The organism is Vibrio alginolyticus NBRC 15630 = ATCC 17749 (genome assembly GCF_000354175.2).
Taxonomy (GTDB): Bacteria; Pseudomonadota; Gammaproteobacteria; order Enterobacterales; family Vibrionaceae; genus Vibrio; species Vibrio alginolyticus.
The window spans coordinates 692,195-718,469 of sequence record NC_022359.1 but is presented as its reverse complement, the minus strand read 5'-3'; the positions used below and the strand labels follow the sequence as shown (position 1 = coordinate 718,469).

The 26,275-nt window shown below is 44.7% G+C and carries 28 protein-coding genes; 15 read left to right on the top strand and 13 right to left on the bottom strand.

Annotated elements, in window-relative coordinates:
* Window positions 1-8: 8 nt before the first annotated feature.
* The gene (soxR, locus tag N646_RS18615) at window positions 9-443 is read right to left on the bottom strand and encodes a redox-sensitive transcriptional activator SoxR (protein ID WP_005373898.1); all 435 of its coding nucleotides are present in this window, start codon (window positions 441-443) and stop codon (window positions 9-11) included.
* 201 nt (window positions 444-644) lie between these two features.
* On the opposite strand from soxR, the gene N646_RS18610 reads away from it, so the two are divergent.
* From N646_RS18610 to fusA, 5 genes are all read left to right on the top strand, one after another.
* The gene (locus N646_RS18610; protein ID WP_017635140.1) at window positions 645-1,853 is read left to right on the top strand and encodes an MFS transporter; all 1,209 of its coding nucleotides are present in this window, start codon (window positions 645-647) and stop codon (window positions 1,851-1,853) included.
* Between the two features lie 154 nt (window positions 1,854-2,007).
* The gene (locus N646_RS18605; RefSeq protein ID WP_017819793.1) at window positions 2,008-2,889 is read left to right on the top strand and encodes a LysR family transcriptional regulator; all 882 of its coding nucleotides are present in this window, start codon (window positions 2,008-2,010) and stop codon (window positions 2,887-2,889) included.
* A gap of 101 nt (window positions 2,890-2,990) precedes the next feature.
* Window positions 2,991-3,995 carry an N-acetyltransferase DgcN gene (dgcN, locus tag N646_RS18600; protein ID WP_005373907.1) on the top strand — a complete coding sequence of 335 codons (1,005 nt, stop codon included), beginning with the start codon at window positions 2,991-2,993 and terminating at the stop codon, window positions 3,993-3,995.
* A gap of 50 nt (window positions 3,996-4,045) precedes the next feature.
* Entirely contained in the window at window positions 4,046-5,038 is a 993-nt protein-coding gene (dgcA, locus tag N646_RS18595; protein WP_017819792.1) for an N-acetyl-D-Glu racemase DgcA, read from the top strand.
* 293 nt (window positions 5,039-5,331) lie between these two features.
* Entirely contained in the window at window positions 5,332-7,356 is a 2,025-nt protein-coding gene (fusA, locus tag N646_RS18590) for an elongation factor G (protein ID WP_017819791.1), read from the top strand.
* A gap of 75 nt (window positions 7,357-7,431) precedes the next feature.
* Here the strand turns inward: fusA and N646_RS18585 are convergent, their stop codons facing one another.
* On the bottom strand, window positions 7,432-7,626 hold the full coding sequence (locus N646_RS18585; RefSeq protein WP_005373920.1) for a hypothetical protein: 195 nt from the start codon (window positions 7,624-7,626) through the stop codon (window positions 7,432-7,434).
* A 187-nt stretch (window positions 7,627-7,813) separates the two neighbouring features.
* On the opposite strand from N646_RS18585, the gene N646_RS18580 reads away from it, so the two are divergent.
* On the top strand, window positions 7,814-8,626 hold the full coding sequence (locus N646_RS18580) for an aminoglycoside phosphotransferase family protein (RefSeq protein ID WP_017819790.1): 813 nt from the start codon (window positions 7,814-7,816) through the stop codon (window positions 8,624-8,626).
* Here the strand turns inward: N646_RS18580 and nqrM are convergent.
* The 3 genes from nqrM to N646_RS18565 are packed head-to-tail and all read right to left on the bottom strand — an operon-like array spanning window position 8,604 to window position 9,608.
* On the bottom strand, window positions 8,604-8,813 hold the full coding sequence (gene nqrM, locus N646_RS18575; protein WP_017635136.1) for a (Na+)-NQR maturation NqrM: 210 nt from the start codon (window positions 8,811-8,813) through the stop codon (window positions 8,604-8,606). The two genes, N646_RS18580 and nqrM, sit on opposite strands and share 23 nt — an antisense overlap.
* 1 nt (window position 8,814) lies before the next feature.
* Window positions 8,815-9,321 (bottom strand): NifB/NifX family molybdenum-iron cluster-binding protein, encoded by a 507-nt coding sequence (locus N646_RS18570; RefSeq protein WP_005373923.1) that lies wholly within the window; start codon window positions 9,319-9,321, stop codon window positions 8,815-8,817.
* Complete coding sequence (locus N646_RS18565; RefSeq protein WP_005373924.1) at window positions 9,318-9,608, bottom strand: DUF134 domain-containing protein; 291 nt, start codon at window positions 9,606-9,608, stop codon at window positions 9,318-9,320. The genes N646_RS18570 and N646_RS18565 overlap by 4 nt, the downstream gene beginning before the upstream one ends.
* A gap of 499 nt (window positions 9,609-10,107) precedes the next feature.
* Between N646_RS18565 and N646_RS18560 the strand changes: the two genes are divergently transcribed.
* From N646_RS18560 to ompV, 4 genes are all read left to right on the top strand, one after another.
* Window positions 10,108-11,007, top strand: coding sequence for an ABC transporter permease (locus N646_RS18560; RefSeq protein ID WP_005373926.1), 900 nt, complete (start codon window positions 10,108-10,110; stop codon window positions 11,005-11,007).
* Window positions 11,000-12,229: a quaternary amine ABC transporter ATP-binding protein gene (locus N646_RS18555; protein ID WP_005373928.1), complete on the top strand. Its 1,230-nt coding sequence runs from the start codon at window positions 11,000-11,002 to the stop codon at window positions 12,227-12,229. Before N646_RS18560 ends, N646_RS18555 begins: the two co-directional genes overlap by 8 nt.
* Window positions 12,230-12,496: 267 nt before the next feature.
* Window positions 12,497-13,030, top strand: a complete 534-nt coding sequence (locus tag N646_RS18550; RefSeq protein WP_005373930.1) for a copper resistance protein NlpE — start codon at window positions 12,497-12,499, stop codon at window positions 13,028-13,030.
* Window positions 13,031-13,252: 222 nt separating this feature from the next.
* On the top strand, window positions 13,253-14,029 hold the full coding sequence (gene ompV, locus N646_RS18545; protein ID WP_017819788.1) for an outer membrane protein OmpV: 777 nt from the start codon (window positions 13,253-13,255) through the stop codon (window positions 14,027-14,029).
* A 75-nt stretch (window positions 14,030-14,104) separates the two neighbouring features.
* On the opposite strand, the gene N646_RS18540 is transcribed toward ompV, so the two are convergent.
* From N646_RS18540 to N646_RS18530, 3 genes are all read right to left on the bottom strand, one after another.
* A complete protein-coding gene (locus tag N646_RS18540) occupies window positions 14,105-15,772 on the bottom strand; it encodes an ABC transporter substrate-binding protein (RefSeq protein ID WP_017819787.1) in 1,668 nt (555 codons plus the stop codon).
* A gap of 161 nt (window positions 15,773-15,933) precedes the next feature.
* Window positions 15,934-16,548 (bottom strand): outer membrane beta-barrel protein, encoded by a 615-nt coding sequence (locus N646_RS18535; protein WP_005373936.1) that lies wholly within the window; start codon window positions 16,546-16,548, stop codon window positions 15,934-15,936.
* A 180-nt stretch (window positions 16,549-16,728) separates the two neighbouring features.
* Entirely contained in the window at window positions 16,729-17,613 is an 885-nt protein-coding gene (locus tag N646_RS18530; RefSeq protein WP_005387224.1) for a LysR family transcriptional regulator, read from the bottom strand.
* Window positions 17,614-17,706: 93 nt separating this feature from the next.
* On the opposite strand from N646_RS18530, the gene N646_RS18525 reads away from it, so the two are divergent.
* Window positions 17,707-18,588 carry a DMT family transporter gene (locus N646_RS18525; RefSeq protein ID WP_005373940.1) on the top strand — a complete coding sequence of 294 codons (882 nt, stop codon included), beginning with the start codon at window positions 17,707-17,709 and terminating at the stop codon, window positions 18,586-18,588.
* 62 nt (window positions 18,589-18,650) lie between these two features.
* Here the strand turns inward: N646_RS18525 and N646_RS18520 are convergent, their stop codons facing one another.
* The 4 genes from N646_RS18520 to pncB all read right to left on the bottom strand — a co-directional run bounded on the left by N646_RS18520 (window position 18,651) and on the right by pncB (window position 22,324).
* Window positions 18,651-19,430, bottom strand: a complete 780-nt coding sequence (locus N646_RS18520) for a methyltransferase domain-containing protein (protein WP_017819786.1) — start codon at window positions 19,428-19,430, stop codon at window positions 18,651-18,653.
* 170 nt (window positions 19,431-19,600) lie between these two features.
* Window positions 19,601-20,119 (bottom strand): glycine zipper 2TM domain-containing protein, encoded by a 519-nt coding sequence (locus tag N646_RS18515; protein WP_005373945.1) that lies wholly within the window; start codon window positions 20,117-20,119, stop codon window positions 19,601-19,603.
* A 214-nt stretch (window positions 20,120-20,333) separates the two neighbouring features.
* Window positions 20,334-20,693, bottom strand: coding sequence for a hypothetical protein (locus N646_RS18510; protein ID WP_017819785.1), 360 nt, complete (start codon window positions 20,691-20,693; stop codon window positions 20,334-20,336).
* Between the two features lie 320 nt (window positions 20,694-21,013).
* On the bottom strand, window positions 21,014-22,324 hold the full coding sequence (gene pncB / locus N646_RS18505; RefSeq protein WP_021035923.1) for a nicotinate phosphoribosyltransferase: 1,311 nt from the start codon (window positions 22,322-22,324) through the stop codon (window positions 21,014-21,016).
* Between the two features lie 298 nt (window positions 22,325-22,622).
* Between pncB and N646_RS18500 the strand changes: the two genes are divergently transcribed.
* The 4 genes from N646_RS18500 (at window position 22,623) to N646_RS18485 (ending at window position 25,468) form a co-directional block, all read left to right on the top strand.
* On the top strand, window positions 22,623-23,348 hold the full coding sequence (locus tag N646_RS18500) for an NUDIX domain-containing protein (protein WP_005373953.1): 726 nt from the start codon (window positions 22,623-22,625) through the stop codon (window positions 23,346-23,348).
* Window positions 23,349-23,380: 32 nt separating this feature from the next.
* The gene (locus N646_RS18495) at window positions 23,381-24,034 is read left to right on the top strand and encodes an isochorismatase family protein (protein ID WP_017819783.1); all 654 of its coding nucleotides are present in this window, start codon (window positions 23,381-23,383) and stop codon (window positions 24,032-24,034) included.
* Between the two features lie 29 nt (window positions 24,035-24,063).
* Entirely contained in the window at window positions 24,064-24,420 is a 357-nt protein-coding gene (locus tag N646_RS18490) for a VOC family protein (protein ID WP_005373957.1), read from the top strand.
* A 154-nt stretch (window positions 24,421-24,574) separates the two neighbouring features.
* Window positions 24,575-25,468 (top strand): DMT family transporter, encoded by an 894-nt coding sequence (locus tag N646_RS18485; protein ID WP_005373960.1) that lies wholly within the window; start codon window positions 24,575-24,577, stop codon window positions 25,466-25,468.
* Here N646_RS18485 and N646_RS18480 read toward each other — a convergent pair whose 3' ends face one another.
* Entirely contained in the window at window positions 25,469-26,209 is a 741-nt protein-coding gene (locus N646_RS18480) for a DeoR/GlpR family DNA-binding transcription regulator (RefSeq protein WP_017635127.1), read from the bottom strand. It lies immediately after the preceding gene.
* Window positions 26,210-26,275 lie beyond the last annotated feature (66 nt).

Sequence of the window (26,275 nt, the reverse complement as noted above, 5' to 3'; positions counted from 1 at the left end):
GATAATCGCTACTCTTCTTCTAACGTTAAGTTCGACCCCGAGTGGTCTTTCCCTAATACATCTTCTGGGTTTCGCAGTGCGCAGGTTTCTAACGACAAGCACCCGCAGCCAATGCATCCGCCTAAATCGTTTTGCAACGCTTTAAGTTTTTGAATCTTTTGTTCTAACTGTTCATGCCAATGGCTTGCCATTTCTTCCCATTGCGCTTTGTTAGGGGCTTGGTGTTTCGGCAGTTCATCTAACGCATGTTTAATTTCTTCTAACGACAACCCAACTTGCTGCGCTGCTTTGATCACCGCAACACGGCGCAACACACTGCGATGGTAGCGACGCTGATTACCTTGATTTCTCCAACTCGAAATCAGTCCTTTTTGCTCGTAAAAATGTAGGGCAGATACTTTCACTCCAGAACGTTTTGCCACTTCTCCTACGCTGATTTCCATCCTTGACTCCCTGTGTATCAATTTTGTTAAAAAAATGCTTTACCTCAAGCTTACTTGAGGTTTTAAAGTTGCACCATCTTAATTAACGCTAAACCCCGGCGATCTCAAGATAATGTGTTCAGCGCGAACGACTTGGTTGTTAAACACAAGACAGTTGGACATCAAGCTTTTGAAACTCATCGGGAGTTAGAGGCAAACATAATGAAAAATAAAACTCAGCCGTACTTAGCTGGCCGCTTCTTCGACAGCATTTCCTCTGGCTTATTCATGATGGCGCTGCCATGGGTCATGCTTTCCGAACCTAACATGGGTACATTCGTCGCTTTAGTTTCTCTGAGCTGCACCGCGATTTCTTTTCTGGCTACGCCTTTCTTTTCCACTTTAATTGACCGACATTCACGCAAAGTACTACTCGTGCTCAATCAATGGATTCAATCGGGTATGGCTTTGGTGGTGTTCATTGCTTATTGGTTAGGGTTTGAGTCACACTGGTTGCTGGCTTTTGCGCAATTGGTGTATTGGGTTTCGAGTAATTTTGCATGGACGACCAACAACGCCTTCACCCAAGAAAATTATCAGCACCATGAGTATGCGAAAATTTCGGGTCAGCAAGAAATTGTAATGCAATCCACAACCCTCGGAGCTGGCGCGTTGGGTATTGTTTTGCTTGAAATGTGGGGTATGAAAGAGTTTGCTTTGTTTGCGGCCAGCGCCTCTGCGTTAGCAGCGATGTTCTATATTCTGACGCCTTATACCCAACAATTAAGGGCGTCAAAATCCGTTGCTTTCATCGCGCAACTCAAAGAGAGCAAACAAATATTCCGTCTCGAACCCCGATTTTATGGCTTTATTCTGCTCTCTTGCCTCTCTTATCCTGCATTGACGTATTTGAGCAAACTGGTGCCGATTTGGTTTTCTGAACAAGGCATCTCTGGCGATTGGTTTGCAGGGTTCAACATCAGTTTTGGCCTCGGCTCGTTGCTAACCGGCTTTATTGTCACCAAAGTGCTAAGCCGTGCCTCCCATAGCCACATTATGTTCGCTTCGATGGTTATGGTATCTTTTGCGCTTATCGGGATGAGTTTTGCGATGAGCCCGCTGACCATCTTATTGTTTACGGCGCTGTTTGGCGTATTTAACGCGCTAAATCGCATTGCGAGAGTCAACTGGATGCATCACACCGTAGCGGTTCATCAACGAGGTCGCGTCGATGGCGGCATCAGCATGTTTGCCACCACCATTCAATCTCTCAGTTACGTCCTGATTGCAATGTTGAGTCATTACGAACTAACACAATACGGTTTTGCAATCGCAGCTGCTGTCATGGTGTTAGCAGTGATTTTGATGGGATTACTCAGTCGAGACGTCGAGCCGTTTAACGACCTGCCCCTTCATGCAGCAGCAAAGTGAAGCATAGAAATTGAGAAGTTGAGAAATTGAAAAAGCGAGATAGGAAGGCAACCAACATCGTCTTCCTATTTTTTACGCCAGCACTTTTACCTCTATCGCTTATCAGCAAGGTTGGGTATTCTGAGGTGACCAACATGAGCAGAAGGAATTCGCAGTGAATTTAAGGCAATTAGAAGTCTTTTACGCCATTATGCAAGCAGGAACGGTGTCTGGTGCGGCTCGCTTACTACACGTTTCCCAGCCCAATGTAACTCGAGTTCTCGCCCATACAGAACAACAACTGAGCTTCGCTTTATTTGAGCGTGTAAAGGGGCGTCTCGTTCCCACTCAAGAAGCCAAAGCCTTATTGCCAGAGGCTGAAAAAGTCTATCAACAACTCGGACAATTTCGCTCTCTGACCAACAAAGTCAAACAGGGAACTCAACATTTACGAGTCGGTGCCCCGCCTGTTTTGGCCGCACACTTGTTAGCGCCGACTGTCGCGTTGCTGTCGAAAGAGCACGGCATCTCCTTTGAGCTCTTAACGGCCAATCGCGATGAGCTGTGCTCAGGTTTACTGAAACATGAATTGGATGTCGCCATTGCGTTCGGTGAAGAAACGCCACCAGCGATCATGGGACACATGTTATTAAAAGAAAACTTGGCGCTAATTGCCCCTAAAAGCGCAGCGATACCCACAGAAAAAACCGTCACTTTAGAAGAACTCATCAGTCACGATTTACTCATTATCGGTTTAGATAGCCGAGACCCTTTGGGTCTATTGCTGCATCAAACCTTATCAGCGCGTGACGAGCATTATCAACATGCCATCACCGTCCGCAGCTACTCCGCGGCGGCTGAACTGGTGAAAAACGAAGCAGGATTCGCAATTGTAGACCCTTGGACTGCAAAACAATATCGCCAAGATAATGCCGTTTCCGTGCATGCTTTGGAGCCAAATATGTCCTTCTCCGTCTCTATTTTATTCGCAGAGCACACACCTCAATCCATTGCGACAAAGCAATTTATCACCGCCCTAAAACAACAGATGGGTTAAAGGTATAACCTGAAGTTATACCTGCCTAACAAATAAGCATTCGGTTTCCTAAATCAGTCTGGCTACATTAATGAGCAATAACGATGACGAAGGGAACCATCATGCAAATTGCTCAACCTTACCTACTCTTTCTTGGCGATGTAACCGATCCACTCGCAGCAAAAACCGCGCGTGGCATATACCAATGGCGACCTGAGATTTGTCTTGGCCAAATCCGCCTGACGCCAGAAACCGTATCGCTTGGTTTAACCGACATGACACTACAACAAGCGCAGCAGCAAGGAGCAAAAACGCTGGTGCTCGGCACGGCAAATCCAGGAGGCGTCATTCCCGAAGCTTGGCAAGCAACCTTACTTGAAGCGGCAGAGATGGGATTTGAAATTGCATCGGGCATGCACCAACGTTTGGCGGAACTTTCTCCTCTTGCCGATCTAGAACAACGCGGATTAACCAAACTGTATGATGTTCGCCATTATGATGCCCCGCTCAAGGTCGGCAATGGCAAAGCTCGCGCAGGCAAGCGAGTACTTACTGTAGGAACAGATTGCTCCGTTGGCAAAATGTACTCTGCCCTCGCCATTGAGCACACATTAAAGCGTAAAAACTGTCGCGCAGAGTTCAAAGCAACGGGTCAAACTGGAATTCTCATCGCAGGCAGTGGCATTTCAATTGATGCCGTAGTTGCCGATTTTATCTCCGGCGCAGTAGAAACGATCAGCCCTGAGTTCACCGATCACGATTGGGACATCATCGAAGGGCAAGGTTCGTTATTTAACCCTTCGTTTGCTGGCGTAAGTTTGGGCTTACTTCACGGCGCACAAGCTGACGCTCTGATACTGTGCCATGAGATTGGTCGCCCGCACATCCGCAACTTACCACATGCGAGCTTGCCAACCATTGAACAAACGATAGAAGCGAATCTGGCCGCTGCTCGCCTAACAAATCCAAACGCTCAATTAGTGGGTATTTGCTTAAACACTTCGGCGCTCAGCGAAGAAGATGCTGCCCAGTTATGCCAGGATTGGAGCGACAAATACCAAGTGCCCGTCACCGACCCTGTACGTTTTGGCGTTGATGCGGTTGCAGATAGGCTCCTTACGATTTAAGAAACATTTACGGTTTAGAAAATAACTGCGGTTTAGGGAAAACTAGTGAGATGAAAATTCATGTAGAACCTGTCACGATTGCCATGGCGACACCATTTCGCATCTCTCGCGGCAGTCGGACAGAGTGCCACGTAGTCCGAGTGACAATTGAACATCGAGGCATGACCGCCCAAGGTGAATGCACGCCATACCCTCGTTATGGTGAATCGGTTGAATCGGTGATTAAGGCGATTTCTCACGCCGCACATGAACTGCAAAGTTTGTATGCCAAAGGCGAAGCTGATGTCATGGTTCTCAAAAGCCAGCTTCAATCGTTATTGCCCACGGGGGCGGCAAGAAATGCATTGGATTGCGCCCTTTGGCATCTTCACGCGCTTTTGAGCCACAAGCAACAGGTTCACGACCTCTTTACGTTACCAGAGGCGATTGTGACGGCGATGACGGTTTCTATCGACACGCCGCAAGCGATGGCAAAACAGGCGCAGGATTACCTTAGCCAAGGCGCAAAACTGCTTAAGGTAAAACTGGATGGTGAACACGTGCTTGATCGCGTTGCCGCAGTACGCGATGCTGCGCCGCACGCGCAAATTGTTTTAGATGCGAATGAAGCATGGCAAAGCCTCGACCTCGCGACGGTATTTGCTCAACTCGAACCGCTAGACATCACCATGATCGAACAACCGTTGCCACAAGACTGCGATGACGTACTCGCCAGCATTCCGCACCCCATTCCACTTTGCGCCGATGAAAGTTGTCACACCAGAGAGCAATTACATCAGCTGGTTGGAAAATATGAAATGGTGAATATTAAGCTAGATAAAACTGGCGGGCTCACTGAAGCACTATTATTAGCCGACGACGCCCAAAAACTCGGTTTTAGCCTCATGTCCGGTTGTATGTTGGGGACGTCGCTTGCGATGCGCGCTGCCTTACCCATTGCTGCTCAGGCAAGCGTTGTCGATCTTGATGGCCCGGTGTTGCTCGGACAAGATGTAACGCCAAGCTTGGTTTATCGCGACGGCGAAATCGTTCTTTCCAAATAGCCTAAAAAATCCAGAGGTTTTGCTCCAAAAGTCAGAACCTCTGAGTTTATGATCTCGATTAAAAAACAATCAGCCCCATCATGAAATAAGTCACATAAATTATATGGTTATTGAGGCATGCTAAGATTCCAGTAGTCCAAGAAGGTGGTCTTATGCATCGAGTCATCCGGAAAATGACGTGGAAAACGAATAGGCGGTAATCCCGCCCTACTCCAATGCAGTGCGTGGGTTTCTATAACAACCCACTTCCTAGCAATTCGTAGGTTTTTCACGCCATCTTGCAAGGAGGCTCTATGCCTATCAACAAAATACGCAATATCGCTTTTGTCGGCCAAACCGGGACCGGTAAAACCACGCTGATAGAAAAACTGCTCTTCACCTGCGATGCCACGCACCATTTAGGCAGCGTAGAAAAAGGCGATACCGTTACCGACTTCGACCCTCAATCCATCCAATATCAACACAGTATTGAAGCAACGCCAGTAGCACTGCGCTGGAATAAACACCGGCTCAATATCATCGACACTCCGGGACAAAACGAGTTACTTGGCCGTACTATCAGCGTTTTTCCTGCCGTTGAAACATCTGCCCTTGTCATCGACCCTCAAACCCCACTTAACCAAACTTCCGATCGCTTATTCACCTTTGCTAAAGAGCAGCAAAAATGTCAGATGATCATTATCAATAAGCTCGATAACCACGGTAATCAGTTAGAAAGATTGATGGAGAACATCGTTGAGCATTTTGGTGACCACTGCTTGCCGATCAACTTACCTTCGGCTGACGGGGAATCTGTAGTTGACTGCTATTTCGAACCAGAATTGGGACGAGAAACCTTACTTGCAACGGTAGATGAAGCTCATGAGACCTTAATTGACCAAGTCATCGAAGTCGATGAAGAACTGATGGAACTGTATCTGGAACAAGGCTCCGAACTCACCGCAGAGCAACTGCATGATCCGTTTGAAGAAGCACTGAGAACTGGACATGTGATTCCGGTCTGTTTTGTCTCAGGACAAACCGGCGCGGGCGTCGAGTTGCTGCTGCGCACCTTGGCGGAGATCATGCCCATGCCAAACGAGGGTAACCCTCCTCTACTGGAAAAGAACGGCAAAAAAATCAAAGTAAATTGCGAAACCTTAGAGCACACCGTCGCACACGTGTACAAAGTCAGCGTCGACCCATATATGGGAAAACTTGCCTACTTACGTGTGTATCAGGGTGAAATCAATGCGGGCAGCCAGCTTTATATTGGCGAAAGCAACAAGGCATTTAAAGTTGGGCACTTATATCAACTGCAGGGCAAAGATAGAACCGAGATCCCTCGCGCGCTTGCGGGCGACTTCTGCGTTTTAGCCAAAGTGGATGATCTCGAATTCGATTCAATCGTTCATGACTCTCACGAAGAAGATGGTGTTCAACTCAAAACGTTGGACCTTCCTGACTCCATGTATTCTTTGTGCTTGAAGCCTCTTAAGCGTGGAGATGAGCAAAAATTAGGAGATGTGCTGAATAAAATTGCCAGTGAAGACCCTTCTCTGCGCATCGAACATCGCGCTCGCACCAACGAAACCATCATCAGCGGCCAAGGGGAGTTTCACCTCAAAGTCGCATTAGAAAAGATGGCGAACGTGTACAAACTGGACGTCGAAACCTGCCAACCAAGCGTCGAATACTTTGAAACCATCACCAAACCTGCCGAAGGGCATTATCGACACAAAAAACAAAGTGGCGGTGCAGGCCAGTTTGGTGAAGTGCAATTGAAGGTTCGTCCACTCGAACGTGGTGCCGGATTTAAGTTCATCAACAAAGTGGTGGGTGGCGCCATTCCAACCGCGCTCATTCCTGCTGTAGAAAAAGGTATTTTGCAAGCGTTAGAGGAAGGCGCGATTTCTGGCAACCCAATTAAGGATGTGGAAGTCACCGTTTATGACGGTAAATATCACTCCGTCGATTCGAAAGAAATTGCGTTTGTCATCGCAGGTAAGAAAGCCTTTTTAGATGCGATTAACAACGCAGATCCTATTGTGCTAGAACCCATTGTCCAGATGGAACTGCACATCCCAACCGCGAACGTTGGCGATGTTTCTGGAGATTTATCTGGAAACCGAGGCTTAATCGAAGGCACCGAGCCAATCGACAGCAGCTTCACCTTACTCAGAGCCAAGTCACCTGTAAACGAGCTGCAAGATTACGCTCGTCGATTACGCTCTATCACTGGTGGTGAAGGCAGCTTTAGTATGACCTTAAGCCATTACGAGCCTGCGCCACCAGCAGTGCAAAAACAGGTCTGCCAAGGCAGTACACAACAAGGTTAATTCCCTAAGATTCAAATCAATCACATAAACAAAAAAGCGCCCTCATTTTGAGGGCGCTTTTAGGTAAAAGAAAAATTATTTATCGAGAGACAAACCTATCTGACTGATTTTGCTTTCAAACTCTTCGATGCTGTTCGCTTTGTAAGTCGGAGCACCGTTAAAGTAGCGCGGTTTCTCTGGCAGCATCGCATTTTTCAGCTCTTGTTCTTGATCGATATTGTCATGGTAAACCGTTACACGATTTGGAATATCCTGCTTCATTACAGCCATTTTGGTTCTCCTTTATTAAGACGAATAGTAAGCGTAGAACGAATTTATCGGAGTACAGGCGTAACTGTGTAAAATTTAGACACCAACGACAAAATCATATTTAAACAGTTGCATTTAATATTTTTGAGGCACTTTGTCGTGGCTATTGGCAAACGTGAGTGCAGCGATTAAGGTGAGCTCTCTCTACATGAAGACAGGAAGTCCGGTGTCGCAGCAAGAACTCAACCAAATGGGCAGTGCCAAAGTTTTTCTCATCGAAAAAGATGGCGTCCAAGTAATAGAAAAACGTAACCCTACTCAAATAGAAGTCGCGTTTTATCAACGCTATGCCGAACAGTTTAACGCGCTTGGAATACACGTACCGCGCTTGATTCAACTCGACGACCAGAAAAACGTTCTGTACATTGAATACGTTCCCCACGCAGTCGAGCAAGCATTCTTACTTGAAGATGATCGAGTCATTGAACAACTCGTCAAACTGCACCGACTTCCACCAACATCAGATGGTGTTTATCACCGCCACCAGTGGATACCACAAGCGACTCAACAAGCACTCACTACACTTAAACTGGGCTCAGAGACAGAACAGTTCTTCCACCAGCTACAACAACGATCGGCGCACCTTTTTGATAGGCAGAACTTGATCTCCGGAGACACCAATGCAGGAAACTGGGGACAGCGCGAAAATGGCGAGCTGGTGCTGTTCGACTGGGAGCGCTTTTCTACAGGGCATGTCGCGATAGATTTAGCACCGCTCATCGAGGGCATGGGCACATTTGATGATTACTTGAACGTAGCAGACAAATATATAAAGTGCGCAGAGAAAGGTGAAACAACAGAATTGGCGCGCGATATCGGACTAGCAAAAGCGTGGATCGTTGTCGAGGTAGTCAACATACTGGTCTCCAGAGAGAATCCGCAGACCAGCAAGTATTTGGACTGGTTTCGGCAAACCTTGCCGCAATGGGCCAAAAGCCTTAGCGCTCAGGTGATGAGTTAGGTTCTGAGATTTGATATAAACGCCTTTCAGGTTCTGCGCATGAGGTTTCGCAGTTGCATACTTTATCAACACCGACGTTGTTTAGACCGCCGCAACTTCCTTGAATACGCTTGTTATGAAAAATGACGCCAAGTGACATCAACAAAATGATTGCGAGAAAACCAAGAAAGGTAAATAACCAAACCATATTAACCTGCCTTATTAGCCATCGACTCTAGCTTAAGTATAGCAGGGCTAGATGTTGCTTTGAGTAGCGCTTTAGGTCTTGCCAACAAGGAGGTTTTTGATTTTTGGCCACCACAACCACAGGAGCCGCAGCCGCCTTTTTGTTTGTGAACACTTTTCTTATGATTGTTTGATGGGCGTCCTTGAGAGGGCTCAATCAAAGGCTCTCTTGGAACCGCAAGCACATCTTCCAATGAACTACGAGTAGACAGCCTAAATACTGGCGTGCCACTGCTAAGTAGCTTTGCCAATACACGTTCACCAATATTTCGCACAAGAACAGCATCCACATTGTACCCTTGTAGAGACTGAATCAACTGAGACTTCGCATTACAACCCGCTTGTGGCATAGAAGCAATGTTCGCTAAGTTTTTTAGCATACCGTCAGTATCAGAATAAATAGCGATGTATGGTGCTTTTACAAAGTGGTTTGCCACCCGCTCACCATCATTAGGAATAGCATAAATCATAAGTTTGACTCCTCATTCGGAAAAACTAATGCATGACCTTCAACTAAACTTTTTGCGACTTTCAATCTTGCACTTTTTACTGTGTTACCAAAAGTTTGTCTAGAAACGCCCATCTGCTCCGCAGCTTGCTGCTGGCTAAGCCCCTCTAAGTCGGCTAAACGTAGCGCTTCTAACTCTTCTGGTAATATGGCGACTTGCTCCAACTGATTAAATGGAATGCCATTGGGCTTAAAGCAGTGGTGAGCCGCACGTCCGCATATTCGTCTTTCTATCTTTGGTCTTGCCATCATTGTCCCTCAAAAACACAGAGTCAAATTACGCCTTAAACTGGCATATGCCAATAACATTTTTAGCATATGCCAATAAACTAAGTTTGCAAAAATCAACACGACAAATACGTAATACATCAGCATTAATTAGACATCTAATAATTTAGAAATTTCGATGACAAACGAGCAAAAAGATCAATTCTAATTAACCGGATAATAAAAACGTTAATTTGCGCAGATTTTTCATACAAATACACGCTAATGTGTTCATTTTATTGAAGAAGAAAAACTATAATCCAAGCAAATCATTAGTTTGAACACTAATGATTGTTTTATTTAAAGGATGTATACCTAAGGAACGAAAAAGAGAAGTTTGACGATATTCGCCTGAGCTTAAAGAGTAATACGTTCGATAAAGAACCTGTCGAACGACCATTACTTGGCCTAGGTGCCCTACTCTTCTTGCCAAATTAAGTTTCTTGAAAGCGCTTAGGTATATCAGAAAAAGGAAGTACATATGTCTGACTCAAATTGGCTCAGCGAATTCCCGGAAATGGATGCCTCTGATCTCAGGGCGATTCGCAAAACACTCGACGGCGCCTACAGAGATTTCTCTCGCGAGTATGGTGAACTCATTGAGTCTCTGTTTGATCCGCTCCTTGCGTTTCTTGTCTGGTTTGAAAAACTTCTGATTTCTACACCTTGGTTCATTATTTTAGGTGTCTGCACCACTCTCGTTTATGCCGCCAGCCGCTCTTGGAAACTGGCCGCTGCATGTTTTGGTTCGCTGATTCTGATTGGCTATTTCGGAATGTGGGAAGACACTATGCGCACGCTCAGTATCATCACTGTGTGTACCATGCTTGCCATTGCACTCGGTATCCCTATCGGTATCGCTATGGCGCGCTCTAATCGCATTCAGTCGGTGGTAACACCATTACTCGACGTCATGCAGACCATGCCGGCATTTGTGTATCTCATTCCAGTTGTGATGTTATTGGGCATCGGGAAAATTCCTGGCCTTATTGCAGTAGTGATCTACGCGATTCCACCGGTTATTCGTTTAACCAATTTGGGCATTCGTCTAGTTGATAAAGAAGTATTGGAAGCCGCAACCGCATTTGGTGCCAGCACTCGGCAACGGCTTTTTGGGGTTCAGCTTCCGCTTGCAATGCCAACCATCATGGCGGGAATTAACCAAACGATCATGATGGCACTGTCAATGGTGGTCATCGCATCAATGATTGGGGTAAAAGGTTTAGGTCAGCCTGTTCTAAAGTCTATTACCAATCAATATTTCACTCTTGGTCTTCTCAATGGTTTAGCAATTGTCGCCCTAGCAATCCTTTTTGATCGTGCTTCACAAGCGTATGCGAAACGCACTCAAGCTCATTTAGGAGACTCAAAACATGACTAGTCCACTTATCGAAATCAGCGGTCTGTATAAAATCTTCGGCCCCAAGCCCAATAGCGTGATTGAGCGCGTTAAGTTGGGACATAGTAAAGAGCAGGTTTTAACGGAAACGGGCCACACGGTCGGACTAAAAGACATCAACCTGCAAATTCAAAAGGGTGAAATTTTTGTCATTATGGGATTATCCGGTTCTGGAAAATCCACCATGATTCGCCACTTCAACCGATTAATCGATCCAACCATGGGGCAGATTTTGGTAGAAGGGGTGGATGTCATGCAACTTTCGAACAAAGAGCTTGAACAGTTTCGCCGTCACAAGATGTCTATGGTGTTCCAGCGCTTTGGTTTGCTGCCTCATCGCACTGTTATCGACAACATCGCATATGGTTTGGAAGTTCAGGGAATGAATAAAGAGGCGCGCTTAGAAAAAGCAAATGAATGGTTAGAAACCGTTGGACTGACGGGTTATAAGCACCAGTATCCTGCTCAACTATCGGGTGGACAGCAACAGCGTGTGGGCCTTGCACGGGCACTGGCTACCGACGCCGAAATACTGTTGATGGACGAGGCTTTTTCAGCATTGGACCCTCTGATTCGGAGCGAAATGCAAGATCAGCTGGTAGAGCTGCAACAGAAGCTGCACAAAACCATTATTTTCATTACTCATGATTTAGATGAAGCGCTTCGACTTGGCGATCGCATCGCGATTCTTAAAGACGGTGAACTTGTCCAACAAGGTTCACCAGACGAAATTTTACTGCATCCTGCCGATGAGTACGTTGAAGCCTTTGTAAAAGACGTCAATAGAGCGCGAGCACTGACAGTCGAAACGCTGATGCAGCCACCTTCGTACTGTGTTCGCGCTGAAACCATTGAAGATGCACTAAGTGAAATGAAACGTGTTAAACGTGATTATGCCTACCATGAGACCAATGCAGGCTATCAAGGCGTGATAACACAGCAAGGATTGCTAAACGCAGCGAAGTTAACTCATATATCAGATTGGCGTGATGATATCTATGAAGAGGTGCCTATCATCTCTCCACATTTAGCCATTGAGCAAGTGCTGACTGAAGTCATGTCGTGTGAACATTCACTGCCCGTCATCGATGAGCACGGCCATTTGAAAGGCGAATTAAATCGTCAGGTTATTGCGGAGCTGTTTTCTGATCAACGAAGCACAAAACGAGGCACTTCACGCTCAAGCTTCAATAACGTTTCTTAGATGATGTTGATAATACAGCTCACAACAATGTGGGCTGTTATCAATTAACTCACTCCCACTCCCACTCCCCTTTTTAGATATTTGTCTGTGGGCTCAAGCTTGATACCCAAAGCAACATTTACATTGTTCTGATTTTCCTGACAATTTCATGCTCATATCCGGTTTTATTGACATAGTTAGATCATTCTATTGCTTTTTGATGACGCAAATCCTCGATAAATGTCTACTATTACTCTCATACAAAATCTTGATTTAAAGAGGGATAAAATGAAAAAGACAATGTTGGCACTAACAGGCGCGGTAATCATTCTTGCAGGCTGTCAAGATGAGAAACCTGCCGAAACAAGCGCAGTTGAAGTACCTCAGGCAACGGAAACTGAAGTCACCACCAGTGCAGACGTTACGACTGAGACAATTGACACGTTACCAGTAGAAGAAGAACAGGTAATTACTGAAGAGACATTTGTAGACTCTGAACACAACGCACAAAGTGCTCTGGACTGGAACGGCACCTACAAAGGAACACTACCTTGCGCGGATTGTGCTGGTATCGATATGACCATCACACTAAATCAAGATGGCACTTACGTACTTGAAGAAAGCTACCAAGACAAAGAAGACGGTCAATCAAAATCTGAAGGTCAATTCACTTGGGACGCAAATGGCAGCATCGTAACGTTGACAAATGAAGATGCACCAAACCAATACTTTGTTGGTGAAAACGTACTTATGAAGCTAGACATGAATGGCGAAAAAGTAACGGGTGACCTAGCACCACTATACAACTTAACGAAACAGTAAGAAGTTAGTATCAATACCTGATAAATACCCCAAATCCGAGCCACCCCAGCTCGGATTTTTTCGCTGTTTTAACGAAAGCTATTCCAGCAACCTTTCTATTCTGAAGCAACATTCTGCTTCTTACCCTGATTGTTCATTACATTTCCATACGCTTTGCCGATAGATGCTTACAACGTCATTTTGTACAGTGTTCAAAACAAAACAGAACAACTCGGAAAAATGATGAAAAAAACATTAATTGCACTACTTACTCTGACAGCTGCTGGCTCAGCTTTCGCTGGCGATACTTACATTCGTAACGGTAACATCTACAACAACGAAGGCGGTTGGAACGTAGAAGCTGGTGTGGCTCAAGGCAGCGATCTTTTCAAAGCTCAAAAGCATAATACAGCACCAATTCTCAACGGTGGTTACCATGGTGACGACTTTAATGCCGACCTAAGTGGCATTAACTACCGCTTCTTCGGTAACACCAATGAGTTAATCAACATGAGTGCCTACCTTGTAGGTAGTGGTGTAATGCGCGACGGTGATACAGCGAAAAGCCTGAAAGGCACAGATAAACGCCGTTTCGCCGTCGATCTAGGTTTAAACGCAGACTTTACACTGGATCAAAACAACGTCATTTCTACATACCTTCAGCACGATATCAGCGGTGCTTACAAAGGTTACTTGGCGGGCGCGACTTACTTCCACATCATGAAATTCGGTAGTGTTGATTTTGTTCCTTTTGCTAACCTAACTTATCAAAGTGAAGACTACGTAGATTACTACTTTGGTGTGAAACAACGCGAAGCAAACGCAAACCGCAAAGCATACAAAGGTGATTCAACGGTAAGCTATGGTGTGGGCTACAAACTTGTTATGCCAATCAACGACAACTGGCAAGTAAGCCAAATGACACAATACACGCGCCTAGGCAGCGGTATCAGCGACTCTTCTATCGTTGATAGCGCAAACCAATGGGTTGTTGGCGCAAGTGTGTCGTACAACTTCTAATCCGATACGCCCTTATAAAGCCATCATTTCGATGGCTTTATGCGTTGGACATTTGCATAATCTTGAACACCGACTCTAGTGTGAATGAGCAATCCATAACCTATGTAAATCGCTATAGCCTGTATTCTTCACCTGCACACCTCGCACTTGCTGTGTTTTTGTCACTTCTTCGTAGCCAACAAACAAAGGCAAATATAGGTACTGATCGCGCAGCGCTTTCTCTAGGTTTAATAAAGACTGTAGCGAGTGATCATCTGCCATCGCCCTGCGAACCTTTTCTCTATGGCTTAACATCTGGCTTTGATCAAAACTAAAACGCAGTCCAGTTGCTATCGACAGCCATTCGAAGATGCCATATTCAAATGGTGCTTCCATGACTTCCTCAATGAAGAGCAAATCTGCTTGGTGAGACACTACCTCAGGAAAACTAATGTCATCAATAACAATGATCTCTAACTCTAATCCCGTTGCACGAATCACACTGTGCAACCATTCGGAATGACGAATTAAACTCGGAATCGTCCAGACAGGTTCAGCTAATACCACTTTACCTTTCAGTTTAGGTATCACAACACCATCTGTTATTGATAAATCTTGCTCGTGAGTCTCTAACTGAATGCTGTCAACGGCACTTGGCGCATCATAAATTCGCTTTTGCACATGGATGTAATCAGCGAGTTGATACCAAGTTTCTTTTGTGAGTTGGGATTCCGCGCGTTCGCGGTAGGTCACATATGAAAATGCGCTAATTTTTTCCACTTCAACGTGATCGGAGCTTTGGTTAAAGCTCAACATATTTAAGGTTTTAACATCACCATGAGACAGCGTTATTTGATCTAACAATGCGCGTGCTGAAAAATACTCTTTGTGCGCTTCAAGAGTCATACTCTCCTGGTTCCAGCCGCTGATTTTAAATGGCCCAGTCCCTATGTGGTAGGAATAACTAGAACCGAAAGAGACGACATCTCGACACAGAATAGACGCATGAGGAGTTGCTAGCATGTATGGAAACAACTTGTTCGGATGCTTCAATATGATTTTTAAGCAGTTAGATGTTTCTGCAACCACGCTATCAATGCATTGCCAGAGCTCGTGAACTGGTCCTTTTATCTCCCTAAGTCTTTCTATACTCCAAACCACATCCTGTATGTTAAGGGGTTCGCCATCATGGCGATATATGCCTGGCCGCAACCATAACGTCATTACCTTGCCTTCCATTTTCCATTCGTGTGCTAACGATGGCTCGATACCACCATTGGAATTTTGGGTCAGCAATACGTCATAAACGCTTTTCGCGACGTGTAATTCAGTGTGACGGTAAGTATTCGCAGGGTCGATTTTGGATACCCAAGGGTAAGAAGAAATCAAAATAGCGTTATTTGATTCATTCAATCGATTCACTTTTTCAGATGCGATAGTTAGTGCTCTAACCGCGGTTTGACCGAACCAATCAATAAGTTTCGTTATTGAGTTCATTCTTCCTCTGCCAAGCTCCTCAACCAAAAACTCGGTCATCGCTTGTTGGAGGGAAATATTAATACTGAGACGGCTAGCGTTACTTCGGCCAATCGCAGGTTGCCAATCGACCCAATCGTAAGTGGCAAGCTTTTTCATCACAATAGAAACATTGCGCCTCGACGTGCAAATCACCGCTTCTAGCTCAGAAAGCGTAACAAGGTGATACTGGTGAGGTTCAAAGTGCTTTAACAGTAGATCCAGATACCTAAGATTGACATCGTTCACAAAGATTCCTAAGAGTTATTCCAAAGCAAAAAAAATAGCACAGGACGCTTAGCAACTAAACTTCCTGTGCTATATCTAAACAAATTCAAAGCTTGGACTCAGCTCGACCAACAGAAGTCAAAAACGTTTACTAAGCCAAGAGGTAACTTGAATAAGTATTCTTAGAAACGGTAGCTCATACCTACAGAGAACACATTGATGTCTGCATCAACCGTTACTTTTTCATTGCCAAATTTCGCAATGTCTAGCTCAGGCATCATGTATTCCCATTCAACTTGTAGAGCAAAGTTTTCAGTAATAGCGAACTCTGCGCCTAAACCGTACATGCCTGTTACAGTGCTGTCAGAAATGGTGGTATGGCCTGCGCTACCGTCAATCACAGAGTTGCTAATTTTGAATTCAGCATTGAAGTAAGAAAGACCAGCTTTAGCAAAAAGGTTGAAACGATCGCCAATCGGTAGAGTCGCTTTTGGCTGAATCGATAGATACTTCATGTCACCAACAGTAACAACTTTGCCGTCTAAAGCATCGTAGCCACCAATGGCTGCTTCTAGAGAAATGTATTCGTTGAATTTGTAACCACCGAATACTTTGCCTGAAAGGCTTGAGTCATCTTCAAGTTTAAGTTTAGTGCTAGCGTTAGTACCACCACCATTGATAGAGCCATTAACATCACCAAACGATGCTTGACCTACAGATGCACCAACGTAAGGAGCTGCGTTTGCAACAGAACATGTTGCTAGAAGGGCTGTCATTAGCCATGTTTTTTTAAACATTGTATTTCACTGCCTGTTAATTATTGAGGTTGTGTTTTGCCCATCCTTAAGCATGCCATGCTGTCCATTTCACTTGGTTTCAAAACCAAGTGGATGTTAATGAATAAAAACTCAATAAAACATGAAATATTTAGACACAACTTTGCCACTTTCTTTCTTAATTTTGACAATTTAGTCATTTCACAAGCATTGCTGCTTCAACCAGTTAGTGAGCTTGATGATTTCCGCTTGCTTGGCTCGACTCTTTTTATGAATAAAATAAAAGCTGTCTCCGGTTTCCAATCCATGAGAAGGGATGTACACCAAATCGTGCGCTTTATCTCTTTCATTGAGCATAAAATCATTCGCAAATGCGATGCCTTGGTCATAACGCGCCGCCTCTATTGCCAACAACATATGACTAAAATGTTGAACATCGACATCTTTCGGCAAGGTGTAACCGCCCGCTCTGCACCACTCAGCCCAGTCTTTTCCTCTCTCACGATAAATTGAGTCTGTCGACAAAATAGGGTATCGCCAAAGCGCTTCTGGAATCGGTTGATCTTGCAACTCTTTCCAAATTTTATGGCTGCAGACCGGATACAGCGTCTCCGCGTATAACTTTACCGACATGTAGTTTCGCTTTGGCTTTTCTACCGTGATGAAACAATCGCCAACGCTGTCTGTCTGTTCAGGATCACCAACGACCATATTGAGTGTCAGATCGATTTCTGGATGTAAGCGCTTAAAATCAGACAAACGCGGAATAAGCCACTTTACGGCAAGCGAGCTATAAATCGCCAACCGTATGCTGCCTTTGTCCCCTTCTCGCACCTTTTGGCTGGCCATCGCAATTGAGCTAATTGCTGGGCTAATATCCTCTAAATAGCGGGTGCCCGTATCGGACAAAGAGAGCTTTCTGCCTTGACGGATAAATAATGATTCACCCAAATAATCTTCTAATAATCGTATCTGGTGGCTAACGGCACTTTGCGTCACATTGAGTTCTTCAGCAGCAAGCGAAAAGCTAGAGTTTCTGGCAACAGATTCAAAACAGTGAACAGCTCTGAGTGGTGGCAATTTCATTATCTAAAAATCTCATACTTAAACTAATAAATATCACTTCACTTCATCCTATGACATCACCTACTCTTTGGCAAAGAAAGAGGAGAGGAAAAAGTGAAAGTTACATCGGTCGGAGCAGCGATGCTGCTATTAATTGTTGGAAATCTCATTGCGGTGCTTTCGGACTCTTTAATTAAAAGTGTCGGAAATGAAGTGCCTATTTTTCAATTTGTCTTTTTCCGACAAATATCAGCGGTGCTTTTCCTGCTGCCAGTCTACCTGCTAACAAAAAATGCGCCTTTTCTTGAAGGGTTTAAGTGGCATGCTGTTCGCGCTCACGTATGGTTACTTGGTGCAATATTCATGGTTTTGGCGATCTCATCTTTACCGCTCGCAACTGCGAACGCGATCTTTTACGCCGCGCCATTGATCATGCTGCCACTTGCAGCAATCTTTTTTGGAGAACAGTTGTCTAAGCAATCGGTCGCTGCAGCGATAATGGGCTTTGCCGGTGTATTGGTCATCATTCGTCCAGACCAAATCGATTGGGCAGCCATTTCAGCTTTAGTTGTTGCAATTACTTTAGCAATCAATAACTTGCTCATTCGAAAACTGCCAAAAAATCAGTCTGTGATGCAAACGTTATTGATGACAAACTTGGCAGGTATTCCAGTAGCCTTCTTGCTTGTTCTGATCGAAGCAGAACCTTGGGACTGGAGTGCTTTCCCTGTTGCTGCTGGCTCAAGTTTGTTCATCATGATTTATGCAGCAACATGTGTCATCGCTTACCGTTCGATCGATAGCAACAAAATTGCTAGCGCTGAATACAGTGGCTTAATTGGTGCCGTGTTTGTGGGATTGATTTGGTTTGGAGAAGTGCCAGATATATTTATGGCAATAGGAACCATTATGATTGTTGTGCCTCTGGTTTGGCTTTCTAAACGAGAGCGTCGCAAGAAAAAGTTGCAAGAGCAACAAGAAGCGCACGTTACTTAAAGTTGTGCTCTAGCCCAAAGACTAAAAAACCGAGCCGTAAGTGCTCGGTTTTTTATGTGGCTCTAATCGTTTTTTACGTAAGCGACTACGTGAGATAAAAACTGCCTTGCAAAGCGATCATTAAACCGGATGCGATATTCATGCTCGGCTTCCGACACTAGACGCCAGCCTTCAGCAAAGTATTCTTTGATATCATCAACCGCCTCTTCTTTATTTTTGATGTGTTTCGCGTTCCACTGATAAGTGCAAGAGACAACGATCAGCCCACCCACCTTGGTGGTTTTTTTTAGAGCATTGATCACGCTAAGTGGCGACTCACATTGATCAATCACATTTAAACATACGACTAAATCAAAGCGAGATTGGAGAGTATCAAGCTCAAAAGGCTGGTTAATTAGCGTCAAATCAACATGAGCACATTTCTGTACGATATCTCTATTCTCTACCTCTAAAGTGTTTAAGGTGTTCACATCGTGAAGGTAAGTAAGCTCGACGCGTTGTTCTTCTATTAATAGTTGCTTCAAGCCATCCATTAACCTATTTGAAGGCTCCACAAGCGTCGCTTCTCTAAGGTTAGGTAAGCGTTGCACTAACTCATAATAATTTCTTCCCAGCGCCGCCCCAACCTCAAGTAGGGAATACGGCTGAACGCTGCTTTCGATTACCGCCTGCGCAATAAAATCAGCAACTTGGGAGCAGTGAGGTGATGACAAAAAAGAAAGTGGGACTTGTTTTGAGCGACTGGTTATCATCTCAATCTGTTGATCCTCAATGAACTTGTCGAACCATTGCGCTTCGAAATAACCAGCCAAACCGTGCTCGGTCAGGTAAAAATCTTCCATGTTTTTTCCGTTCGTACTTTTAGAAAAGTGATTGTATCGAACACGGAAATTAACGGGTATTTCTGGCCGCACATTCCAATAGGAAAACAGATGAAAACGCCGCTTGTGTGAAAAAGCCCTTTCATCTCAAAGATAAAAGGGCTTGTTAATCGCTTCGGTTAAGTCGCTAACTATTGTGGTAGAACAACGTTACCATCTTGAATTGGGAACGTTTTTGTCGCTGGCTTGCTCGCCAAACGAACCGTCGTTGGTGCACCTGAAACTTCGTAAGTGACGTCGTAACCCACTACTTTATCAGATGTCGTATATTCTGTATGACACTGTTTTTTCGTCGTTGTTACTACATCACCTTTTTGCACATTCTCCTGGATCTTACGACCTGTCAGTGCACCAGCAATCGTACCAGCTGCAGTTGCAATCACTTTACCTGAGCCACCACCGATTTGGTTGCCCAGCGCTGCTCCAGCTGCTGCGCCACCAACCGTACCAATAATTTTATTGTCATCCGCAGGGGCAACTTGCTCGGTTACTACCACGTCTTTACATACTTGGTGCGGCTTTTTCACCGTTTCAGTCACCGCTTCAACCAAAGTAATGTTTGCTTGAGTTGGAGCTGGTGGCGTTTTGTCTTTACAGCCTGCTAGTACAGCAACAACTGCCGTTGCAATTGCGATAGATTTCATATTCATGATTTACATCCCAGTATGGTTTGCTTTGATGAGCGTTATGGTAAATCGCAAAAGGGAAATCACATCAGACGAAAACAAACCCTCTGTTATTAACAAGTAAAGAAACACTGTTTTATAAGAGGTACGTCAAGAAACACTCAGCAACGTGTCAACAGAGCTAAAACTGTATCACTACTGATTATGATTGGGCTGGACTAGTCTATGAGATTTATTTTTAAGCCAAGCTCAAAAATAGTTCGTCATCCGTTAAATACTTATGACGGTGGCTTAGATTACGCACGTGCATAAACATAAAATCAGGGAAACCAGGCGCTATAATGTTATTTGGTTCCCAGCATACACCGCCAACAAACACATATCGCCCCTGCTTGTCATCTTCGTGAAGGGGGTTATTAAGAGGAGAAGAAAACTCTGCTCGGCAACCTTCAACCACACAAACAATTTGTCCTTTAAAAAGGCCAATCACGCGCTTTACAAGATTTGCCTTGATACCACACCTCCATGCTTGGCGAGTGGCCATCTCATAGCCATATTTTCGGATCGCTTTCTTTTGCAAATGTACTACTAGGTTCATTTTGACTCCTGATTCAAGCAACTACGTGAAGCCCAAAGTCATAAAAGCAGATAGACGTCTATACCCGAGTGAGCTCATGGTACGTGGGAATAAACTACGTGATTAGACTGAGTTTAGTGTCGGATGAGATACACCGTCCACGATGCTGTAACGTATCGATTTACACTAATCAAAGGCAGATAACACATCAACTTTTGAGTGCTTTCCTGCGCTGTATCTGGTTACTTCTGTATATTACTATAACGAAATCACCCTCCACGTTTACCTATATAAATTTGTCGTAACGATAGAGGGTGCTTATCAAGGAGAGAGGATAACGCCTACGCGTCAATGAGATAATTTTGACCTTCAGTTTCTAAACGATCGATCATTTTACGACACTCATTTAAATCAAGAGGTTGTTCAAAGCGGCGCTTGAGATTCATCAAAAAGAAGATATCTTCACACATGGCTTTCTCAGGTTCGTCACTGATTTTGGCGACCGGTGAACCATTGCACGTGACCATTTTTATCACGATAGAAAGTGGCTGGTAGGCTTCACCATCTTTATTGACATAATCACCCATATCATTGGCAAGAAAAGTACCGATACCAAAACTCACCTGAATACGTCCTTGGAAATACTCGCAAATATCTAACGCTTGTTCGAAGTTAAGTCCGTCGGTAAACACCAGTGTTTTTGTTAATGGGTCTATATTCAGTGACTGGTAGTGTGCAATCATTTTTTCACCCCAGCTATAAGGGCAACCACTATCGTGACGTACACCGAAGTACGCGTTACTTAGTTCTTCATCAAAGTCTTTAAGGAAAGCATCGATACCAATCGTATCGGTTAACGCAATGCCTAGTGCACCATTAAACATTTTTTGCCAACGTTGCAACGCCACTTTTTGCGAATCTCGCACATTCACCAGAGCTTGGTGTCCCATAAACCATTCATGAGCAACGGTGCCGATAGGCGTCAAGTTTAGCTCTTTTGCTAAGTGATAGTTGCTTGTTCCTGTCAAACATTCCGGCACTTCCTGGCACAAATATTCCAGCATAGTGCGCTGAGCTTGGAAGGAAAAACGTCGACGCGTCGACATGTCAGAAAATTTAAAGTTAGTGATGTTACGACGTTTTAGTTCCGACTTTAGGTGCCGAACTTTCTCTTCTAAAACAGTGGTAAATTGCACAACAGGGATATCTGACCAACGCTGACGGCTACGAACTTCAGACACGATGCTCATGATGATCGTTTCGTACAAGATGGTATCTCGCCACAAACCGTTAATAGTAATTCTTAACTGGCTTGAGCCATCAGCCATGGCTTTGTTATGGAAAGAGACATCGCTTTGTGGGTTGAAACGGAAATGGCGCAGTGCATCAACAAAGTCAGGATTCAGGTAAGGCGCGACACGCTTAATATATTCAATTTCTTCTTGCGTAAATTGAATATCTTGCAGTTTAAGGACTTCGGCTTTTACCTCAGGCAAAAGCTCAGAAAGGTCTTCCTCACTGCGCACGATAAACTTATATGACACCATCGCATCAGGGTAAAGCGCTGTTACAGCACTCATCATATTGACTTTGTAGACATCGAAATCCAAAGCGCTTTGAATGATGCGGGAAGAAAATAGTTTGGTGGTCATTAGGTGCCCTTCTACATGCCCTTCCTGGGTATATAACTTTTTGTTACTAACTAATTTGCGTAAACAATAAACACCCATCTATAGTTTGTCAACTTTTGTTACTAACCACTCATTTTTATAAGGTTTTTTTGTCTAGAATTCGAACAAGCATTGTGAATAAGTCAGAGTCATCCGTAAATTTATGCTCAAACCGTATTAAGAACACTACCGAAAACGTTTCTAACAACTCGTTACTTACCCATTGATTGACCACTTGTTATGCGCTAGATTACTTACAAATCAATATTAGGACCCAACCATGATCGTATCTGTCGACATTATTCCATTCAGGCTATCTGGCTGTGCCGATAAGGGATTGGAAGTGTTGTTGATTAAACGTTCAAATCCAAATCGGCCATACCATGGAGTCTGGGCACTACCGGGCGGATTTGTCTTTGATAAAGACTTAACCAGTGAAGGCGGACGCCCGGCCGATGAAAACTTTGAAGCGGCGCGTCGCCGAATTTGCCGTGAGAAAATCCATACCTACCCTCGCCATTTTAGCGAAGCGTTTATCGACGGTGATCCAAAGCGCGATCCAGAAGACTGGAGCTTAAACATTACGCACTACGCCTTAGTCGATCGTAACAATGTAGAGCAAATAAATAATGCAGGTGTACCGGAATGCCAACTTAAATGGTTTTCGCTACAGGCTATTCTCAATGGAGAAGAAACCCTCGCATTTGATCATCAAAAAACCATTGAAAAAGCGTGGCAAAAGCTTCGTGCATCCATTGAATACACATCGGTTCTTTTGTTTGCATTAGACAAAGAGTTTTTGGTTGCGGACATCATTTCTGCTTATCAAGAGTTTGGTATTGATATCAGCCGAATGACGATTAAGCGCCGCTTGATAGATTCAGGCGTACTAAAACCCACTAATAAAGTCGCTTCAACCAACAAAGGCAAAGGTGGAAAACCCGCAATGGTATATACGCTGACTAGCGACGAAGTAACCTTTTTTCAAAACTGTTTGCGTGGATAAACGCAGACAATCAGACAGACAAGGAGTCTGCCATGACTGTTCGAGTAAACTATCAAACTACAGCAGTGATCGACGTTGATCCAGAGAAAGGCTTTAGTGAGTTATGTCCAAATGAACTGCCCGTTGCAGGTGCGTTGGAAATCGTACCGGAGCTTTTGAGTAATCATGCCAAAGGCCGATTAAAACTGGTCAGTCGTGACTTGCACCCACCGAAAGCAAAATGGGATGCAGAATCGCCAGCCAATATGCTTGAGCCCGTTGGTTTACCGAATGTGGATATAAAGTGGAACCGTCACTGTGTGCTTGGCACAACAGGTTCTGAGCTGCTAGATGGTTTACCACCCGTGTTGGACTATGATTTTCAAGTTAATAAAGGTATGGATCCTGACGCGCACCCTTACGGTATTTTTTTCCATGATATTGCCGACACCAAAACGACAGGCGCGCATGAATTTCTAAAGTTCAACGGGATTGATACCTTAGTTATCGGTGGCCTTGCCTTAGACTTTTGCGTGAAAAAATCCGTCATGCAAGCGTTGGAACTTGGCTACAGTGTGGTAGTTAATCTTGCTTCAACTCGTGCGGTGCTGCCTGATAATATAGAGAATGTGCTGACAGAGCTCAGAGATAATGGCGCATTATTTGTCGAAAAAGCGGACGACATCATCGTAGAAAAGTTCGCCTAGAAACGATAGTAACCGAGAAGGATTTCACCATGCATCAACATGAAAAATTGAATTACGTTGAATTTGGTTCCACTAATGTCAGTGCGACCAAACAATTTTTTGAGCGTGCTTTTGACTGGAGCTTTACCGATTATGGCCCAGAATATTCTGCATTTTCAGGACAAGGGTTGGATGGCGGATTCTTCAAATCTGAGTTTATAAACCAAACCGCAAATGGTGGCGCACTTTTAGTATTTTATAGCTCAGACATTCAGGCCACTCAGGCAAAAGTAGAGCAGCATGGTGGAAAAATTATCCGCCCTATTTTCGAATTCCCCGGCGGCTGTCGATTCCACTTCACTGAACCGAGTGGAAATGAATTCGCAGTATGGTCAGAGAGCCATTAAGTCATCACAAATCAACAACACACCATCAACGTGAGCCCAAGCTAGCCAGATCCGGAACTGGCATTACATTTCTGGTTGACCTCATCCTTGGTTTAATTCACTGTTAGCGCAACAATTAATCGATGAGGCGCTAGACCTCGACCAAGGATGTCAAATGACTGCCGTCAGTTTTTTTCGCTTACTCTGCCTCGCTGCTATTTGGGGTGGCTCGTTTCTGTTTATGCGAGTCGCCGCCAACACATTCGGGCCGGCTTACTTAATCGAATTTCGAGTTACATTTGCCGCCGTCGCTTTGTTATTGATCGCCGTATATTTGAAGAAGAAACTCACGTTAACTGCGCATACTAAACACTTCTTTATTATTGGCTTATTCAATAGCGCAGTTCCATTTTTACTCTTTGCGTACGCAGCCCAGACACTGAATGCATCAACTTTAGCAATATTGAACTCAACCGCCCCAATATGGGGAGCACTAGTTGGCTTTGTTTGGTACCGCAGCCCACTCACAGCGAAATCTGTTCTCGGTATGCTAATAGGCATTGGAGGCGTTGCAGTCTTGGTCGGCTTAGATACTTCAACCATAGGTGAAGAAGCCATGCTCCCTATTGCCGCCAGTTTGATGGCTTCTTTCAGCTATGGCATTGCTACCAACTACACTAAAAATGCGCCACAAGTACCTGCTTTTGACAATGCTCACGGCAGCATGTGGGCGGCGGTTATTTGGGTACTGCCGCTGCTACCATTCTTACCAATGCGTGCAGAACCAAGTCATTTCGAATGGAGCTCTGTTGTCACGCTCGGCGTTGTATGCACAGGGTTCGCTTATTTGCTCTATTTCCGCTTAGTTTCTGATATCGGCCCAGCGTCAGCACTGACTGTCACTTTTCTTGTTCCTGTTTTTGGTATCTTATGGGGCTACTTGGTGCTAGATGAGCCCGTCGGCTCTAACACCATCATAGGAACAATTCTAGTGCTTAGCGGCACTATGCTAGTCACCGGTTTCTCCCCAACAGCAATGCTCGCGAAGCGAAAACGAAGCGTGGCTTAATCAGCCTAATATAACTTCCACACCTCGCTTTTTGATTTGTTCAAGGTCGCTTTTCGGAGCGGCTTTGTCAGTCAGCAGCACTGATATTTCGTCAGTCTTACCAATTGATGAGGGATAAATTTGCCCAAATTTACTAGAATCCGTTAGAACAATATTGCGCCTTTTTTTCGCAATGATGGTTTCTGCGATCTCAGCGCGCATCATGTCGCGGCTAGTAAAGCCAGTGTCTTGATGGAAGCCGTCAATACCCAAGAAGGCCGTGCTGAAATGAATGTTCTCAATACACAACTTAGTCAGCGGTCCGACCAAGCTCTCGCCTTGGTGCTGATACACGCCACCAAGCAAGATAATGTTGGCAGAAGTGTTACGGATGAGATGGGCGATATACGCCGATGGCGTAATGATGGTCACATCGCCGCGCTCAGCCAATGTCCGAGCCAACAACGCATTGGCACTGCCTCCTTCAATCAGCACTGTCTCATTCGGTGCGACCAAATCCGCAGCTTGGTTTGCGAGCGATTGTTTAATATCGAAACGTACTTCCAGGCGGGCATCAATGTCATCACTTTGCAACGCGGTAGCTGCGCCGTGAACGCGCTTTAGGTAGCCCTGTTGCTCCAGAAAGTTCAAATCCTGTCTGATGGTCACGCCCGACACGCCAATGATGTCAGAAAGCTCCGTGACTTGAACGCGTTTACGGTCGTTCACTAATTGCAGAATTTCATTTTGTCTTGGGTTCACAGGTTCGCTCCTTATTGATGAGCTTACAGTATACTCACCTGATGTTTCATATGAAAAGAACTTGAA

Coding starts and splice junctions, on each gene's coding strand:
- N646_RS18515 (WP_005373945.1), bottom strand. CDS start 20,119: ATGAATATGAAATCTATCGCAATTGCAACGGCAGTTGTTGCTGTACTA.
- N646_RS18565 (WP_005373924.1), bottom strand. CDS start 9,608: ATGGCAAGACCAAAGATAGAAAGACGAATATGCGGACGTGCGGCTCAC.
- N646_RS18490 (WP_005373957.1), top strand. CDS start 24,064: ATGCATCAACATGAAAAATTGAATTACGTTGAATTTGGTTCCACTAAT.
- N646_RS18485 (WP_005373960.1), top strand. CDS start 24,575: ATGACTGCCGTCAGTTTTTTTCGCTTACTCTGCCTCGCTGCTATTTGG.
- dgcA (WP_017819792.1), top strand. CDS start 4,046: ATGAAAATTCATGTAGAACCTGTCACGATTGCCATGGCGACACCATTT.
- pncB (WP_021035923.1), bottom strand. CDS start 22,324: ATGACCACCAAACTATTTTCTTCCCGCATCATTCAAAGCGCTTTGGAT.
- N646_RS18585 (WP_005373920.1), bottom strand. CDS start 7,626: ATGGCTGTAATGAAGCAGGATATTCCAAATCGTGTAACGGTTTACCAT.
- N646_RS18530 (WP_005387224.1), bottom strand. CDS start 17,613: ATGAAATTGCCACCACTCAGAGCTGTTCACTGTTTTGAATCTGTTGCC.
- N646_RS18570 (WP_005373923.1), bottom strand. CDS start 9,321: ATGATTTATGCTATTCCTAATGATGGTGAGCGGGTGGCAAACCACTTT.
- N646_RS18580 (WP_017819790.1), top strand. CDS start 7,814: ATGAAGACAGGAAGTCCGGTGTCGCAGCAAGAACTCAACCAAATGGGC.
- N646_RS18555 (WP_005373928.1), top strand. CDS start 11,000: ATGACTAGTCCACTTATCGAAATCAGCGGTCTGTATAAAATCTTCGGC.
- N646_RS18610 (WP_017635140.1), top strand. CDS start 645: ATGAAAAATAAAACTCAGCCGTACTTAGCTGGCCGCTTCTTCGACAGC.
- fusA (WP_017819791.1), top strand. CDS start 5,332: ATGCCTATCAACAAAATACGCAATATCGCTTTTGTCGGCCAAACCGGG.
- dgcN (WP_005373907.1), top strand. CDS start 2,991: ATGCAAATTGCTCAACCTTACCTACTCTTTCTTGGCGATGTAACCGAT.
- ompV (WP_017819788.1), top strand. CDS start 13,253: ATGAAAAAAACATTAATTGCACTACTTACTCTGACAGCTGCTGGCTCA.
- N646_RS18510 (WP_017819785.1), bottom strand. CDS start 20,693: ATGAACCTAGTAGTACATTTGCAAAAGAAAGCGATCCGAAAATATGGC.
- N646_RS18520 (WP_017819786.1), bottom strand. CDS start 19,430: ATGGAAGATTTTTACCTGACCGAGCACGGTTTGGCTGGTTATTTCGAA.
- N646_RS18550 (WP_005373930.1), top strand. CDS start 12,497: ATGAAAAAGACAATGTTGGCACTAACAGGCGCGGTAATCATTCTTGCA.
- soxR (WP_005373898.1), bottom strand. CDS start 443: ATGGAAATCAGCGTAGGAGAAGTGGCAAAACGTTCTGGAGTGAAAGTA.
- N646_RS18535 (WP_005373936.1), bottom strand. CDS start 16,548: ATGTTTAAAAAAACATGGCTAATGACAGCCCTTCTAGCAACATGTTCT.
- nqrM (WP_017635136.1), bottom strand. CDS start 8,813: ATGGTTTGGTTATTTACCTTTCTTGGTTTTCTCGCAATCATTTTGTTG.
- N646_RS18495 (WP_017819783.1), top strand. CDS start 23,381: ATGACTGTTCGAGTAAACTATCAAACTACAGCAGTGATCGACGTTGAT.
- N646_RS18500 (WP_005373953.1), top strand. CDS start 22,623: ATGATCGTATCTGTCGACATTATTCCATTCAGGCTATCTGGCTGTGCC.
- N646_RS18560 (WP_005373926.1), top strand. CDS start 10,108: ATGTCTGACTCAAATTGGCTCAGCGAATTCCCGGAAATGGATGCCTCT.